This window comes from Gemmatimonadales bacterium (assembly GCA_041390145.1).
Lineage (GTDB): Bacteria > Gemmatimonadota > Gemmatimonadetes > Gemmatimonadales > GWC2-71-9 > SPDF01.
Map to the genome: position 1 here is coordinate 1 of JAWKQM010000012.1, position 13,061 is coordinate 13,061.

The 13,061-nt window shown below is 67.6% G+C and carries 12 protein-coding genes; 9 read left to right on the forward strand and 3 right to left on the reverse strand.

Features of this window, described 5'->3' with window-relative positions; genetic code table 11:
• Positions 1-872: 2-oxoacid:ferredoxin oxidoreductase subunit beta (locus tag R2910_11015; protein MEZ4413504.1), on the reverse strand; the 872-nt coding region annotated here is incomplete at its 3' end.
• Positions 869-2,770, reverse strand: a complete 1,902-nt coding sequence (locus tag R2910_11020) for a 2-oxoacid:acceptor oxidoreductase subunit alpha (GenBank protein ID MEZ4413505.1) — start codon at positions 2,768-2,770, stop codon at positions 869-871. The genes R2910_11020 and R2910_11015, both read right to left, overlap by 4 nt.
• 110 nt (positions 2,771-2,880) lie before the next feature.
• Between R2910_11020 and ychF the strand changes: the two genes are divergently transcribed.
• Positions 2,881-3,978 carry a redox-regulated ATPase YchF gene (ychF, locus tag R2910_11025; GenBank protein ID MEZ4413506.1) on the forward strand — a complete coding sequence of 366 codons (1,098 nt, stop codon included), beginning with the start codon at positions 2,881-2,883 and terminating at the stop codon, positions 3,976-3,978.
• A gap of 12 nt (positions 3,979-3,990) precedes the next feature.
• Complete coding sequence (locus tag R2910_11030; GenBank protein MEZ4413507.1) at positions 3,991-4,707, forward strand: Bax inhibitor-1/YccA family protein; 717 nt, start codon at positions 3,991-3,993, stop codon at positions 4,705-4,707.
• Between the two features lie 7 nt (positions 4,708-4,714).
• Here R2910_11030 and R2910_11035 read toward each other — a convergent pair whose 3' ends face one another.
• Complete coding sequence (locus R2910_11035; protein ID MEZ4413508.1) at positions 4,715-5,374, reverse strand: MOSC domain-containing protein; 660 nt, start codon at positions 5,372-5,374, stop codon at positions 4,715-4,717.
• Positions 5,375-5,495: 121 nt separating this feature from the next.
• On the opposite strand from R2910_11035, the gene rpsF reads away from it, so the two are divergent.
• The 7 genes from rpsF to R2910_11070 are packed head-to-tail and all read left to right on the forward strand — an operon-like array spanning position 5,496 to position 12,966.
• Positions 5,496-5,837: a 30S ribosomal protein S6 gene (gene rpsF, locus R2910_11040; GenBank protein ID MEZ4413509.1), complete on the forward strand. Its 342-nt coding sequence runs from the start codon at positions 5,496-5,498 to the stop codon at positions 5,835-5,837.
• Positions 5,834-6,055, forward strand: a complete 222-nt coding sequence (rpsR, locus tag R2910_11045) for a 30S ribosomal protein S18 (protein ID MEZ4413510.1) — start codon at positions 5,834-5,836, stop codon at positions 6,053-6,055. The genes rpsF and rpsR overlap by 4 nt, the downstream gene beginning before the upstream one ends.
• Before the next feature lie 32 nt (positions 6,056-6,087).
• Positions 6,088-7,008, forward strand: coding sequence for a DUF2232 domain-containing protein (locus tag R2910_11050; GenBank protein MEZ4413511.1), 921 nt, complete (start codon positions 6,088-6,090; stop codon positions 7,006-7,008).
• 5 nt (positions 7,009-7,013) lie between these two features.
• A complete protein-coding gene (gene rplI / locus R2910_11055; GenBank protein ID MEZ4413512.1) occupies positions 7,014-7,460 on the forward strand; it encodes a 50S ribosomal protein L9 in 447 nt (148 codons plus the stop codon).
• Positions 7,461-7,473: 13 nt separating this feature from the next.
• The gene (locus tag R2910_11060) at positions 7,474-9,315 is read left to right on the forward strand and encodes a DegV family protein (protein MEZ4413513.1); all 1,842 of its coding nucleotides are present in this window, start codon (positions 7,474-7,476) and stop codon (positions 9,313-9,315) included.
• Complete coding sequence (rsfS, locus tag R2910_11065) at positions 9,312-9,668, forward strand: ribosome silencing factor (GenBank protein MEZ4413514.1); 357 nt, start codon at positions 9,312-9,314, stop codon at positions 9,666-9,668. Before R2910_11060 ends, rsfS begins: the two co-directional genes overlap by 4 nt.
• 16 nt (positions 9,669-9,684) lie before the next feature.
• Positions 9,685-12,966 carry a hypothetical protein gene (locus R2910_11070; protein ID MEZ4413515.1) on the forward strand — a complete coding sequence of 1,094 codons (3,282 nt, stop codon included), beginning with the start codon at positions 9,685-9,687 and terminating at the stop codon, positions 12,964-12,966.
• Positions 12,967-13,061: the final 95 nt, after the last annotated feature.

The following is a 13,061-nucleotide window of genomic DNA, read 5'->3' on the forward strand; positions in this document are numbered from 1 at the left end:
GGTGAGGCGAGCGCGGCCAGCATCCCGGCGAGCGTCCGGTTGGTCTCGTCGTGCACCAGGATGTCCTCCATGGACACCCCTGCCTCGCCGAGGGTCACCACTTCGAGGGAGATGCTCGAGGGATCGAAGCGCAGCCCCTGTTGCCGTCCCTTCCCGAAGAGCAACGGCTGGCCGTGCACCACGTGCAGCTGGCGTTCCTCCGCCACGCTCCGGTCGGTGAACTCGTCGAAGACGCCATCGTTGAACACCAGGCAGTTCTGGAAGATTTCCACGAATGACGCGCCACGATTGGCGTGCGCGCGCTTCAGCACATCGATGAGCTGCGCCTGCTGGGTGTCGATCCCTCGCGCGACAAAGCGACCGCCCGCGCCGAGCGCGAAGGTGGCGGCGGAGAGCGGCCGCTCGATGGAGCCGGCCGGCGACGTCGGACTCTTGGTCCCGGTCCGCGAGGTCGGCGAGTACTGTCCCTTGGTCAGGCCGTAGATCTCGTTGTTGAACAGGATGATCTGCAGGTCCACGTTCCGGCGGAGGACGTGCAGCATGTGGTTGCCGCCGATCGACAGCCCGTCGCCGTCGCCCGTCATGACCCACACGTCGAGTTCAGGATTGGCCAGCTTGACTCCCGTCGCAATGGCGGGGGCGCGCCCGTGCACGGTGTGGAATCCGTAGGTGGACATGTAGTACGGGAATCGCGAGGAACAGCCGATGCCCGAGACGAACACGGTGTTCTCGCGGCGGGCGCCAATCTCGGCCAGCGCCTTCTGCACCGCCTTGAGGATGGCGTAGTCGCCGCAGCCTGGGCACCAGCGGACTTCCTGGTCGGAAGCGAAGTCCTTCGGCTGCAACTTGACGAGTGTCGGGGTCGCGGTCATGCGGCACCACCCTTCCCGTTGCCACTGGTTCGTTCCATGATCGCCCCGAGAATAGTGGAGACCTTGAACGGTTTCCCGTTCACCTGGGTGAACCGCTCGGCCGGAAGGAGGTACGCGGCCCGGAGCAGTGTCACGAGTTGCCCGTTGTTCATTTCCGGCACCAGGATCTTGTCGAACCGCTTGAGCAGCTCGCCAAGGTTGCGGGGGAAGGGCGCGATGTATCGCAGGTGAATGTGCGACACCTTCCGGCCCTCGGCCCGCGCACGCTGCACCGCCATGTGGATCGGCCCGAACGTGGACCCCCAACCGACCACCGCCAGTTCGCCGCTGTCCTCGCCCTGGCTGACGCCCTGTGCGGGAATGTCGTCGGCGATCCGGGCCACCTTGGCCGCGCGCGCCTCCGTCATCCGCGCATGGTTGTCCGGGTCGTACGAGATGTCCCCGGTGTCGGCGTTCCGCTCGATACCGCCGATCCGGTGCTCCAACCCGGGCGTCCCGGGCCGCGCCCAGGGACGCGCAAGCGTGGCGGGGTCCCGCGCAAACGGCTGAAATCCTTCCGGATCGGTGCGGAACTTCACCGGGAACGTCGGCAGGCCGTCGGCGTCGGGAATCCGCCACGGCTCGGCGGCATTGATCAGGTACCCGTCGGTCAGCAGGAACACCGGTGTCATGTACTTGGTGGCCAGCCGGACCGCTTCCATCGCGACCTCGAACCCGTCCGACGGAGTGGCCGCCGCGAGCACCGGCATCGGGGCATCGCCGTTCCGGCCCAGCACCGCCTGCAACAGGTCGGACTGCTCGGTCTTGGTGGGCAGGCCGGTGGAGGGGCCGGCGCGCTGCGCGTCGATCACGATGAGCGGCACTTCCGTCGCGATGGCGAGCCCGAGCGCCTCGGTCTTGAGGGCGATCCCGGGGCCGGAAGACGATGTCACGCCGAGGGACCCGGCAAAGGAGGCGCCGATGGCCGCGCAAATGGCGGCAATCTCGTCTTCCGCCTGGAAGGTGACCACCCCGTGCGCGCGGAGACCCGTCAGGGCGTGGAGGATCGGCGACGCGGGCGTGATCGGGTAGCCCGCGAAGACCATGCGTTCGATCCCCGATCCCTTGAGCCCGGCAAGGAGGCCCCACGCCACCGCCTCGGTACCGCTGATGGTCCGGTAGGTGCCCGGTTCCGCCGGCGCCGCACCGATGGCGACCGGTCGGAGGAAGTTGGGGAGTTCGGCGGTCTCGCCGAAGGCGTGTCCGGCGTTCAATACCCGGATGTTCGCCGCCGCGATCGCGGGGTCCTTCCCAAATTTCTTCTCGATCCAGTCGGTCGTGGTCTTCCGGTCCCGGTCGTAGAGCCAGAGGACCAGCCCGAGCGCCCACATGTTCCGGGACCGCGCGGTCTGCTTGGAGGTGAGCCCGAGCCCCTCCACCGCCGCCTCGGTCAACCGCCCGATGTCGAGTGGAAGGACCGTGAAGTCCGAGAGGCTGCCGTCTTCCAGGGGATTCTTGGCGTACCCTGCCTTGACGAGGTTGCGCTCCGTAAAGGCCCCCTTGTCGACGATGAGTGTCCCGCTCCGCCGCAGGTCGCCGATGTTGGTGATCAGCGCCGCCGGATTCATCGCGACCAGGACATCGAGGTCGTCGCCTGCGGTGGCCACCTCGACCGATCCGAAGTGGATCTGGAAGGCCGAAACGCCGAAGGTCGTCCCGACCGGGGCGCGAATTTCCGCGGGAAAGTCCGGGAAGGTGGCCAGGTCGCTCCCGGCCAGGGCCGTCTCCATCGCGAACCGCGCCCCGGTGATCTGCATTCCATCGCCGGAATCGCCTGCGAACCGGACGACCGCCTGCTCGCGTCCCGCCGGCATACGGGCCGCGTCGGCCCCGCCAGGAACGCTGGTTGTCGATGACATGAAGGCCCGCCTTGTGTGGGGGAACGTCTACCTTCGAATTGTATCCGCGAAGCCCCGTGCCGCGCCAGCACCCCGCTTCCATTGGGAGCCCTTCCCAGCGATAATTCCGCGTGCTCAGACTCGGTATTGTCGGTCTTCCGAACGTCGGTAAGTCCACGCTCTTCAACGCCCTGACCTCCGCCGGGGCGCTGGTGGCCAACTATCCCTTTGCCACCATCGAGCCGAACACCGGCGTCGTCCAGGTGCCGGATCCGCGGCTGGACGCCATCGCCGCGTTCGTCAAGCCGGAGCGCATCCTTCCCGCTACCGTCGAATTCCTGGATATTGCCGGCCTGGTCAAGGGCGCCAGCCAGGGCGAAGGGCTGGGGAACCAGTTTCTCGCCAACATTCGCGAGGTCGACGCGGTCGTGCATGTGGTCCGGTGCTTCGAGAACGATGACATCCAGCATGTGATGGGGAGCGTGGACCCGGCGCGTGATCGCGAGATCATCAACATCGAGCTGGGGCTGTCCGACCTCGCCTCGGTCGAAAAGCGTCTCGACAAGGCGGCGCGCACGGCGAAGTCCGGCGATGCGCAGGCCAAGGTCGAAGTGCGGCTGCTGGAGGCAATCCGCACCGCGCTGGCCGACGGTCGAGCGGCGCGCTCCGTCGTCCCCGCCCCGGAGGATGCCGCCGTCTACCGGAGCTTCAACCTCCTGACCGCCAAGCCGGTGCTCTACGCCGCCAACGTCGCCGAGCACGAGATCAACACCGGCAACGCCCATGTCGAGGCGCTGCAGGCGGCGCTGGTGCGAGACGAGGAGCCTGCGGAAATCGTCACCTTTTCCGCCCGGGTGGAGGCCGAGCTCGCGGAGCTCGCGCCGGAGGACCGGGCCGAGTTCCTGGAGTCCCTCGGCCTGACCGAATCGGGGCTCGACCGGCTGGCCCATGCGGCGTACCATCTGCTCGGCCTCCAGAGCTACTTTACCGCCGGCGAGAAAGAGGTCCGCGCCTGGACCATTCACAAGGGCGACCGGGCGCCGCAGGCGGCGGGCGTCATCCACTCCGACTTCGAGCATGGATTCATTCGGGCCGAGACGGTGGCGTATGAGGACTTTGTCCGCGTCGGCGGCTGGAAGCCGGCGCGCGAGCAGGGCCTTTCGCGTGCGGAAGGCAAAGAGTACGTCGTGCAGGACGGCGACGTGATGTTGTTCAGGTTCAACACCTAGGAGCGTAAATCCATGACCAATCCACTTGGCGCCGCCCACGGGCGGACCGGGTTCACTTCTGATGTCGACAGCGCGCGGATCGCCACCTTCCTCCGTGGCGTCTACTGGTGGATGTTCGGCGGGCTCGCCGTCACGGCGGTGGTGGCGCTGGCCGTCGCGAGTTCCCCCGCCGCGATGAGCACGCTCATCAACAACCGCATCCTCTTCTTCGGCGTGATTATCGCCGAGCTGGTGCTGGTGGTCTACCTGTCGGCGCGGGTCGCCAAGCTGACCCCCTCGACGGCGGGGACGCTCTTTCTCGCCTACTCGGCGCTCAATGGCGTCACCTTCGCGCTGATTCTGCTGGCCTACACCGGCGCCTCGGTGGCCAACGCCTTCTTCGTTTCGGCGGGGATGTTTGGCGCCCTCGCCGTGTATGGCAGCGTGACGAAGCGCGACCTCTCCGGCATGGGCCGCTTCATGTTCATGGGACTGATCGGGCTGGTGCTGGCCAGCGTGGTGAGCATCTTCTGGCACAGCGACGCGATGCAGTTCGTGATGGGAGTGGTGGGGGTGCTGGTCTTTTCGGGCCTGATTGCCTACGACACGCAGCGGCTCCGGGCGATGGCCCTCCAGGTGTCGGGGGAGCAGGCGGGCTCCTACGCCGTGGTCGGCGCGCTCAGCCTCTACCTCAATTTCATCAACCTCTTTCTCTCGCTGCTCCGGCTCTTCGGCGACCGCCGGAGCTGATTGCCTCCTACGCCGCGGGCGCGGCAGCCGTCAGGGTGCCGCGCCAGCTCTCGCTCAGCGCCGGGCAGGCCGCCAGCCGCAGCGCCTCCTCGCGGCGGCGGGACCGCTCCACCATCAATTCTGACGCGACCCAGACCGTCCACTGCGGGTAAGGACGGTCCACCAGCGACACCGGCATCCCTGCCTCGACCCACCCCTCCGTCAGCACCCGGAGGTACCACCCCGTCCGCAGGTCCGCCTGCACCAGCTTGACCATGTCCTTCCGGTGGAACCGCCGGTTGAGGGTGGCGCAGGGCTGCCGCGGCTGGGTCACCTCGAACCGCGCCTGGGCGATGGCAAACCGGTCGCCGACACAGACTGACCGTTCGTCGGCACCGTCGATGGTCAGGTTCTCCCCGAACCACCCCGGGCCCACGTCGGCCCGCCCCAGCACCTCGCGCCACGACTCGTAGTGCTTCCCGGCGTAGGCCAGCACCGCCTTGTCAGGCCCGCCGTGCACCCGCCGGTCGGCCTGCATGTCGCCCGCCACCCCCAGTCGACCGACCCAGACAGCGCCCGCAATCGGCTGCTTGGCGATGGCGCTGCTCCACGGCCGGTCGAGGGGGTCGTCTGCGCCCTCGGCGCCGTAGGCGCGGGGTACGCCAACCTGGATTGAGCGAAGAATCATGGGGGGAAGATAAGGGGGCGGCCCTTTGACTCAAGTCCGCTCCCCGACTATACTTCCCCGCTCACAATACTCCTCCTCAGCCCCACACCAGGGCTGGGGCAACAGTCCAAAGGAAGGTGTCATGACCCGTCAGTACGAAGCGGTCTATATCTTCGATTCTGCCCTCGAAGAAGCCGCAATCAACGAGCGCCTTGAGCGCTTCCATGCGCTCCTCGCGCAGCCGGACACCGAGGCACCGCAGCTGTCCCATTGGGGCAAGCGGACCTTGGCCTACCCGATCAACCGTCACGAAACCGGATACTACGTCATCGCCAAGCTGGCCACCGCCCCCACGGCGCTGCCGGAGTTTGAGCGTGCCGTCAAGCTGGACGAAGGGGTGCTCCGGCTCCTCGTCGTGGTGAACGAAGGGCCCCAGCCAGTGCCCCCGAGCGCCGACAAGGGCGATGGGGAGGACGACGAATGAGGCGCCCACAGAAGAGCTGCTCCATTTGTGAGTCCGGCGTGCGCGTCGTCGACTACAAGGATGAGCGGACGCTTTCCCGGTTCCTGTCCGAGCGCGGCAAGATCCTGCCGAGCCGGCTTTCCGGCACCTGCGCACGGCACCAGCGCCAGCTCAGCACCGCCATCAAGCGGGCGCGTGTCCTTGCCTTGCTGCCGTACCTGAAGGGCCACGGCAGCTGACCATGGCAAGCGGGCGGCCCCCGGAAGGACAGGTGCTGTCCTTCAGGGCCCGCCTGGCGGTCGGGGCCTACGTACTCTTTACCTGGCCTGTCATGACCGCCCTGCTCTTCGGACCACTCGCCGTGCTCGTCGCGGCGAGCCGGCCGCAGGGTCGCCGGGCCTGGCTCTGGCTCATCGCCCTGACACTCTGGCTGGGGCTGTGGGCCGCGCAGACGGGCGGATTGCTGGAGCAGTTGATCCGTGCCGGGGCGGCACTCTCGACCGGGATCGGCGTGCTCTACCTGCTCTTCTCGACGGGATCGGTCTCGACGCGCGCGCTCCGCGGCACGGCCGCGGTCGTCCTGGGAACGGTTGGACTGTCGCTGTATGTCGGCGTGCGGTGGGACGACGTGGAGCGGGCCGTCGTGCAACAGGGGATGATCGCGCAGCAGGCGGCGACCGACCTGCTGAGCCGTGGGGGGACGACACCCGACCCGGCGACGCTCGAGACCCTGCGCACGCTTGGCGAGGGACTCCGCCCCATGGCCCCGTACTTTCCGGGTGTCCTGGCGCTGATGCTCTTTGCCGGGCTCTGCCTCGCGGCGCTGCTGGCGCCCCGCCTGGCAGGCCGGGCGCTGGCGCCCGTCCCGGGCCGGTTCGACGACTTCCGGTTCAGCGATCACCTGGTCTGGCTGTTGATCGTGGGGCTGATCGGACTGCTCTTCGCCGAACAGACGCCGATGGCCGGCCCCGCGGCGAGCCTGGTCACCTTCGGCGTCGGATTGTACGCGCTGCGCGGTTCGGCCGTCCTGGCCACCGCCCTGCGACCGGCGCCGCGGCTGTTCGTCGTGATGTTGATGGTAGGTGCTGCTTTTCTCTTGCCGTTTGCCGTCGGGGGGCTTGCCCTTCTCGGCTTGGCTGATATCTGGCTCGACTTCCGGCGGCGCATGGCGCCGCCGCCTTCCGGAGGGTAGGACCGATGATGGAAGTAATCCTGCGCGACGACATCAAGTCGCTTGGCAAGGCTGGTGACCTCGTGCGTGTGAAGCCGGGCTACGCCCGCAACTTCCTGTTGCCGAAGGGCCTCGCCTACGAGGCGACCGAGGGCAACAAGAAGCGGATCGTGGCAGAAACCAAGGCGCGGAACGTTCGCCTTGCCGCCGAGAAGGATGCCGCCGTGACGGCAGCCGCCGCCCTCTCGGCCATCCTCGTGACCTTCACCCGGAAGGCAGGGGAGGAAGGAAAGCTCTTCGGCTCCATCACCTCCCAGGACATCGCCGACAGTCTCGCCGCCCAGGGCCAGACCGTGGACAAGCGGAAAGTCGAGCTCGCCCACCCGATCAAGGTCCTCGGTGAACACACCGTGATCGTCCGCCTCCATCCCGAGGTGCACGCCGACATCCGCGTGACGGTTGTCGCCGAGTAGGAGCCGCTCCCCCATGGGCGTCGGGATCGCCTACATGGACGGGCCTCGGCTCGCCCGATCGCTGTTTGCGGCGTCCGACTGGGTGGCCGCCGGCCGGGAAGAGATCAACCGGATCAATGTCTTCCCGGTCCCCGATGGCGACACCGGTACCAACTTCAGCCTGACCCTCCGCGCCGTCGCCGACGCCCTCCGGGCGCTCGGCGACGCATCGCTTCCGGTCACCGCCAACACCATGGCCCGCGCGGCCGTGCTCGGCGCGCGGGGCAATTCCGGGATGATGCTTGCCCACTTTCTGATGGGCGTTGCCGAGTCGATCGGCGACAAGGAAACTGCCACCCCGGCCGAACTCGCCGCCGCCCTGAGCGCGGGGGCCACCCGCCTCTACGGCGCGCTGGACGACCCCCGCGAAGGCACCATCCTGACGGTCGCCCGTGAGGCCGCCGCCGCCGCCGAACGTGCCGCCGCCCACTCTCCCGATATCGCCGAGTTCATGCGGCAAATGCACCTCGAGGGCGAGCAGGCGCTGGCCCGGACCCCCGAGCTGATGGCGGTGCTGAAGGAAGCCGGGGTGGTGGACGCGGGCGGGATGGGGTTCATGCGGATGATCGAGGGGGTGGTCCGGTTCATCGACGGCGACCCGATCCTGGCGGTGGAACCGGGGTATACAGGGGAGTACGTCATCCCGGCCGCCGACGTGGAAGTCGCGGCCGACCAGGACTTCCAATTCTGCACCGAGGTGGTGGTCCGCGGCGAGCAGTTGCCCCCCGCCAACGAGGTCCGTGCCGCCCTGCGGACCTTCGGCGGCTCCCTCGTGGTGGCCGTGATGGGCGACATCCTGCACGCCCATGTGCATACCAACACCCCCGACGCCGTCTTTACCTATGTGTCCCGATGGGGCAGCCTCGAAAAGACCAAAGCCGAGGACATGCAGGCCCAGCACCGGGGACTGCAGCACGGGGTACAGAAGCAGGTCGGCATCGTCACGGACAGCGCCTCCGACCTCCCCGACACGGTGCTCGACCGGCACGGCATCTCCCTCGTACCGCTCCAGGTCATCTTTGGGGACGAGGTGCTGCTCGACCGGGTGGAGTTGAAGCCGGAGGAGTTCTACCGCCGGATGCGCTCGGCGGAACAGCTCCCCTCCACCTCGCAGCCGACGGTGGCCGACTTCGTCCGGGTGTTCAGGGAAGCGCGACACGAAGCCGAGCATGTCATCTCGGTCCTGGTCTCCTCCGGGCTCTCCGGCACCTTCCAGTCCGGTGCCGCCGCCATCAAGGCGGGCGGGTTGACCAATATCCGGCTGGTGGACAGCAGGTCGGCGTCACTCGGGTCGGGGATGCTCGCGCTGCGGGCCGCAGAACTCGCCGAGCAGGGCTGGCCGGCCGACGCGATCGCCACCGAAATCGAACGGGTCCGCGACCAGTCCGGCCTGTTCCTGACCGTGGACAGGTTCGATAACCTCCTGCGGAGCGGGCGCGTGAGCCGGGGCAAGGCGTGGTTGGGTGGACTGCTCGACGTGAAGCCGATTCTCTCGCTCGATGCCGCGGGCCGGGTCGTCCCGATTGATCGGGCCCGCGGGAGGGAGCAACTGATTGGGCGGGTCCTGTCCCTGCTCGAGGCGCGACTGCAGCCGAGGCCGAAGCAACTGCGGTTCGGCGTGGTCCACGCGGAGGCCCCTGAGGTTGCCAAGCGGGTCCGGGACGCCTTGGTGGCGGCCTACCGACCGAGGGACTGTTTCGTATCGCTGGCCACGGGAGTGCTGGGAACGCATGTCGGCGAAGGCGCCTGGGCCGTGTTCTACCAGGTCGAGGACGGGACACCGCCGGCACCACCCAATCCTCGGAGCCCGGCTTGACCCGGGCGCCGGTCCTGCCGCCAGCCCTGCGCGCGGCGGTGCAGGCCGCGGACGACTTGAAGGCCCGGGACCTGACGGTGCTCGACCTGCGCGGCCTGCACGACGCCGCCGACTACTTCCTGGTCGGCTCCGGCACCTCCGACGCCCATGTCCGGGGAATCGCCCACGCCGTGCTCGACGCCCTGGCCCGCCAGGGATACAAGCCGCACCATGTCGAGGGGCTCCCGTCGGGGCGCTGGGTCCTGCTCGACTTCGTGGACTTCGTAGTGCACCTGTTTCATCCAGACGCACGCGCGTTCTATCAGCTGGAACGCCTCTGGGACGACGCCCCGGCGCTGACACCGCGCCCCTGACAGGAACCGACTCTTCATGACCCTGCGGTCCCTCTGCCTGCTGGCCCTCCTCGCGACCGTCCCCACGGTCGCGTCGGCGCAGTATTTCGGGCAGAACCGGGTCATGTACGACAAATTCGACTTCGAAATCATCCACACCGAACATTTCGACGTCTACTTCTATCCCGTCGAACGAGAGGCGTCCTTCGATGCCGCCCGGATGGCGGAGCGCTCCTACGGCCGGCTCTCCCTGCTCCTGAACCACCGGTTCATCGAGCGGAAGCCGATCATTCTCTACGCGTCCCCATCTGACTTTCAGCAGACCAACGCGCTCGGCGGAGACATCGGCGAGGCGACCGGCGGCGTCACGGACTTCATGAAGCACCGCGCCATCATGCCCTTCACCGGCGCGTACAAGGACTTCGACCACGTCCTGATGCACGAAATGGTGCACCAGTTCCAGTACGACACCTGGTCCCGCGGCAAGGCGGGATCGGGCATCGCCACCATCATCCAGGTCAATCCCCCGCTCTGGTTCGCGGAGGGGATGGCGGAATACCTCTCGCTCGGCACCATCACGCCCGAGACTGCCATGTGGCTCCGCGATGCGGTGCTGCAAGGGAAGCTCCCGACCATCCAGCAGCTGACCTACGACCCCTACATCTTCCCGTACCGGTTCGGTCACTCCATCTGGGCCTACATCGGCCAGCGCTGGGGCGACGAAGCGGTCGGCTCCATCCTCTCGGCGACCCTGGGCGGCGGCGGCGTGGACGGGGCCTTCCAGCGGGTGCTCGGCATCTCCCTGAACCAGCTCTCGGTGCAATGGCGCGACTGGGTGCAGGAGACCTACCTGCCGGATGTCGCCTCCAAGCAGCTGGCGTCGGCGGTCGGCAAGCCGCTGCTGACCAAGGAGAAGTCCGGCGGGACGCTCCATATCGCCCCCGCGCTCTCGCCCGACGGGAAGCTCATCGCCTACCTCAGCGAGCGGAACTTCTTCTTCATCGACTACTACCTGGCCGACGGGGAGACGGGCGAGGTCGTCAAGAAGCTCGCCAAGTCGGTGTTCGACTCGAACTACGAGACCTTCCGGTACATCAGTTCGACCTCCTCCTGGTCGCCGGACGGCAAGTACCTCGTCTTCGCGGCCCGGTCCCAGGGCGGCGACGACATCGTCGTCTTCGACCCATTGCACCGGAAGGCAATTCGTCGCATTCGCGTCGAGCTGAACGGCGTGACCTCGCCGGTCTACAGCCCCGACGGGAAGCAGCTGGCGTTTACCGGCATGCAGGGCGGCCTCTCGGACCTGTACATCGTCAACGTCGATGGCACCGGACTGCGGCAACTCACCAACGATCGGTACGCGCAGCTGATGCCGGCGTGGTCCCCGGACGGGCATACCATCGCCTACGTCACGGACGAAGGGCCGGAGACCAACTTCAACGACCTCAGCTACGGCAATTTCCGCATCGCGCTCTTCGACGTCGACCTCGGCCGGCGGGAACTCCTGCCTCACATGGAGGTCGGCCGCAACGTCAGCCCCCAGTGGGCGCCGGACGGGAAGTCGTTCGCCTTCGTCTCGGATCGCACCGGCATCGCCAACATCTACCTGTACGAGCTTGGCGGCGACATCTACCAGCTGACCAACCTCTTCACCGGTGCGCAATCGGCGACGCCGCTCTCCCCTGCCCTGAGCTGGGCCCGTGAGGCCGACCGCCTGGCGTTCGTGTACTTCGAGGACCAGAACAATGATGTCTACACCATCCAGAACCCGCGGGCACTGAAGCGGGGGCCGTGGCGGCCCGCGCCCCCGCCTGCGGACGTGGCGGTGCGCGCCGACTCCGGCAAGGCGCGCCAACCAGCGGACACGCTCGGGACGCCGCCGGACTCCGTCGACCTGGCGGCCGCCCAACTCCCCAGCGACTCGGCCGAAGCCCCTCCCGCGGTGCCCGGCGTGCCGCAGGCCCGCGAGGGTGGGTCGATCTACCGCACCCCGTCGGGATTCCGCGCCGCCGCGGTGGCCCCCGCTGCGACAGACACCTCCGGGCGCCGGCGCGGCGAGGTGACCGTCATCGGGCTGCTCGATTCGGCGTCGCTCTTCCTGCCGGACAGCACCAGCTTTACCGTCGGGCCCTACAAGCGGAAGTTCACGCCGGAGAGTTCCGCACGCCCCTCGGTCGGCTACACCCGTGACAATTTCGGCAACGGCATCTACGGCGGCGGCGCCATCCAGTTCGGCGACATGCTGGGGAACGAGCAGCTGATCTTCGCCGGCTACATCAATGGCTCCCTGAATCAGGGCGACTTCCTCGCAGCGTACGCCAACCTGAGCGGCCGCCTGAACTGGGCGGTGGGATTCCAGCAGTACCCCAACTACTACGTGCTCCAGCCGATCGTCGTCCCGGGCTCCCCGACGCCCAGCGAGAATACGTACGTGACGCGCACCCGGCTCCTGACCACCCGGCAGATTTTCGGGCGCGGCTTCTACAACATCAACCGCTTCCAGCGGCTCGAGCTGGGGCTGGCGCTCGGGCAGATCGACGACGGCATCCAGTCGTACTACGAGACGTACGAGCGTACCACCGGGGTCATCACCAGCACGCCCTACAAGGAGACCATCTACTTCGACGGCCAGCGGGTGGCGAGCCCGTCGATCGCCCTGGTCTATGACGCCACCTTCACCGGGTGGATCGGCCCGCTGTTCGGCACCCGGTATCGCGCGGAGATCACCCAGACCGTCGGTGGCTGGAATGTCACGCAGGGGCTGTTGGACTACCGGCGCTACATCCCCCTTAAGGGCCCGGTGATTCTCGCGGGTCGCCTCCTCTACGCGGACCAGTGGGGGCCGGATGCCGATCGGCAGCGATATTACCTCGGAAACACGGACCTGGTACGCGGCCGGACCTCGGGCTCCTACTACCGGAACGAGTGCGCCACGAACAGCGACCAGCTGGCACCGCTGACCGGATGCTACGCCCTCGATCAGATGGTCGGCACCGGCATCGCCGTCGGAAATCTGGAACTGCGGTTCCCGCTGGTGAACTCGTACCTTGGCATGGGGCCGCAGGGGCTGCCGTACATCGACGGGGTCACCTGGGTCGACTACGGCGTCGCGTGGAACAGCTGGAACACCGTCGCGTTCTCGAAGAACCCGAACGCGTCGCTCAAGCAGCAGGCCCTGACCCGAACCCCGGTCACGACCCTCGGTGTGGGAGCGCGCATCAATTTGTTCGGCTACATGATCCTCCGGTTCGACTGGGCCTTCCCCCAGGGCCGGGGCATCCCGCCATACTGGACCATCACCCTCGGACCGCCCTTCTGATTCCGGCCTAAATCCGGGCCGAGACTCGGTCTGGCCCCTGCCCCCCAAAGCGCCTATTTTTGGCCTGTGCCGTTCCCCCATCTGAAAGGCCTGAC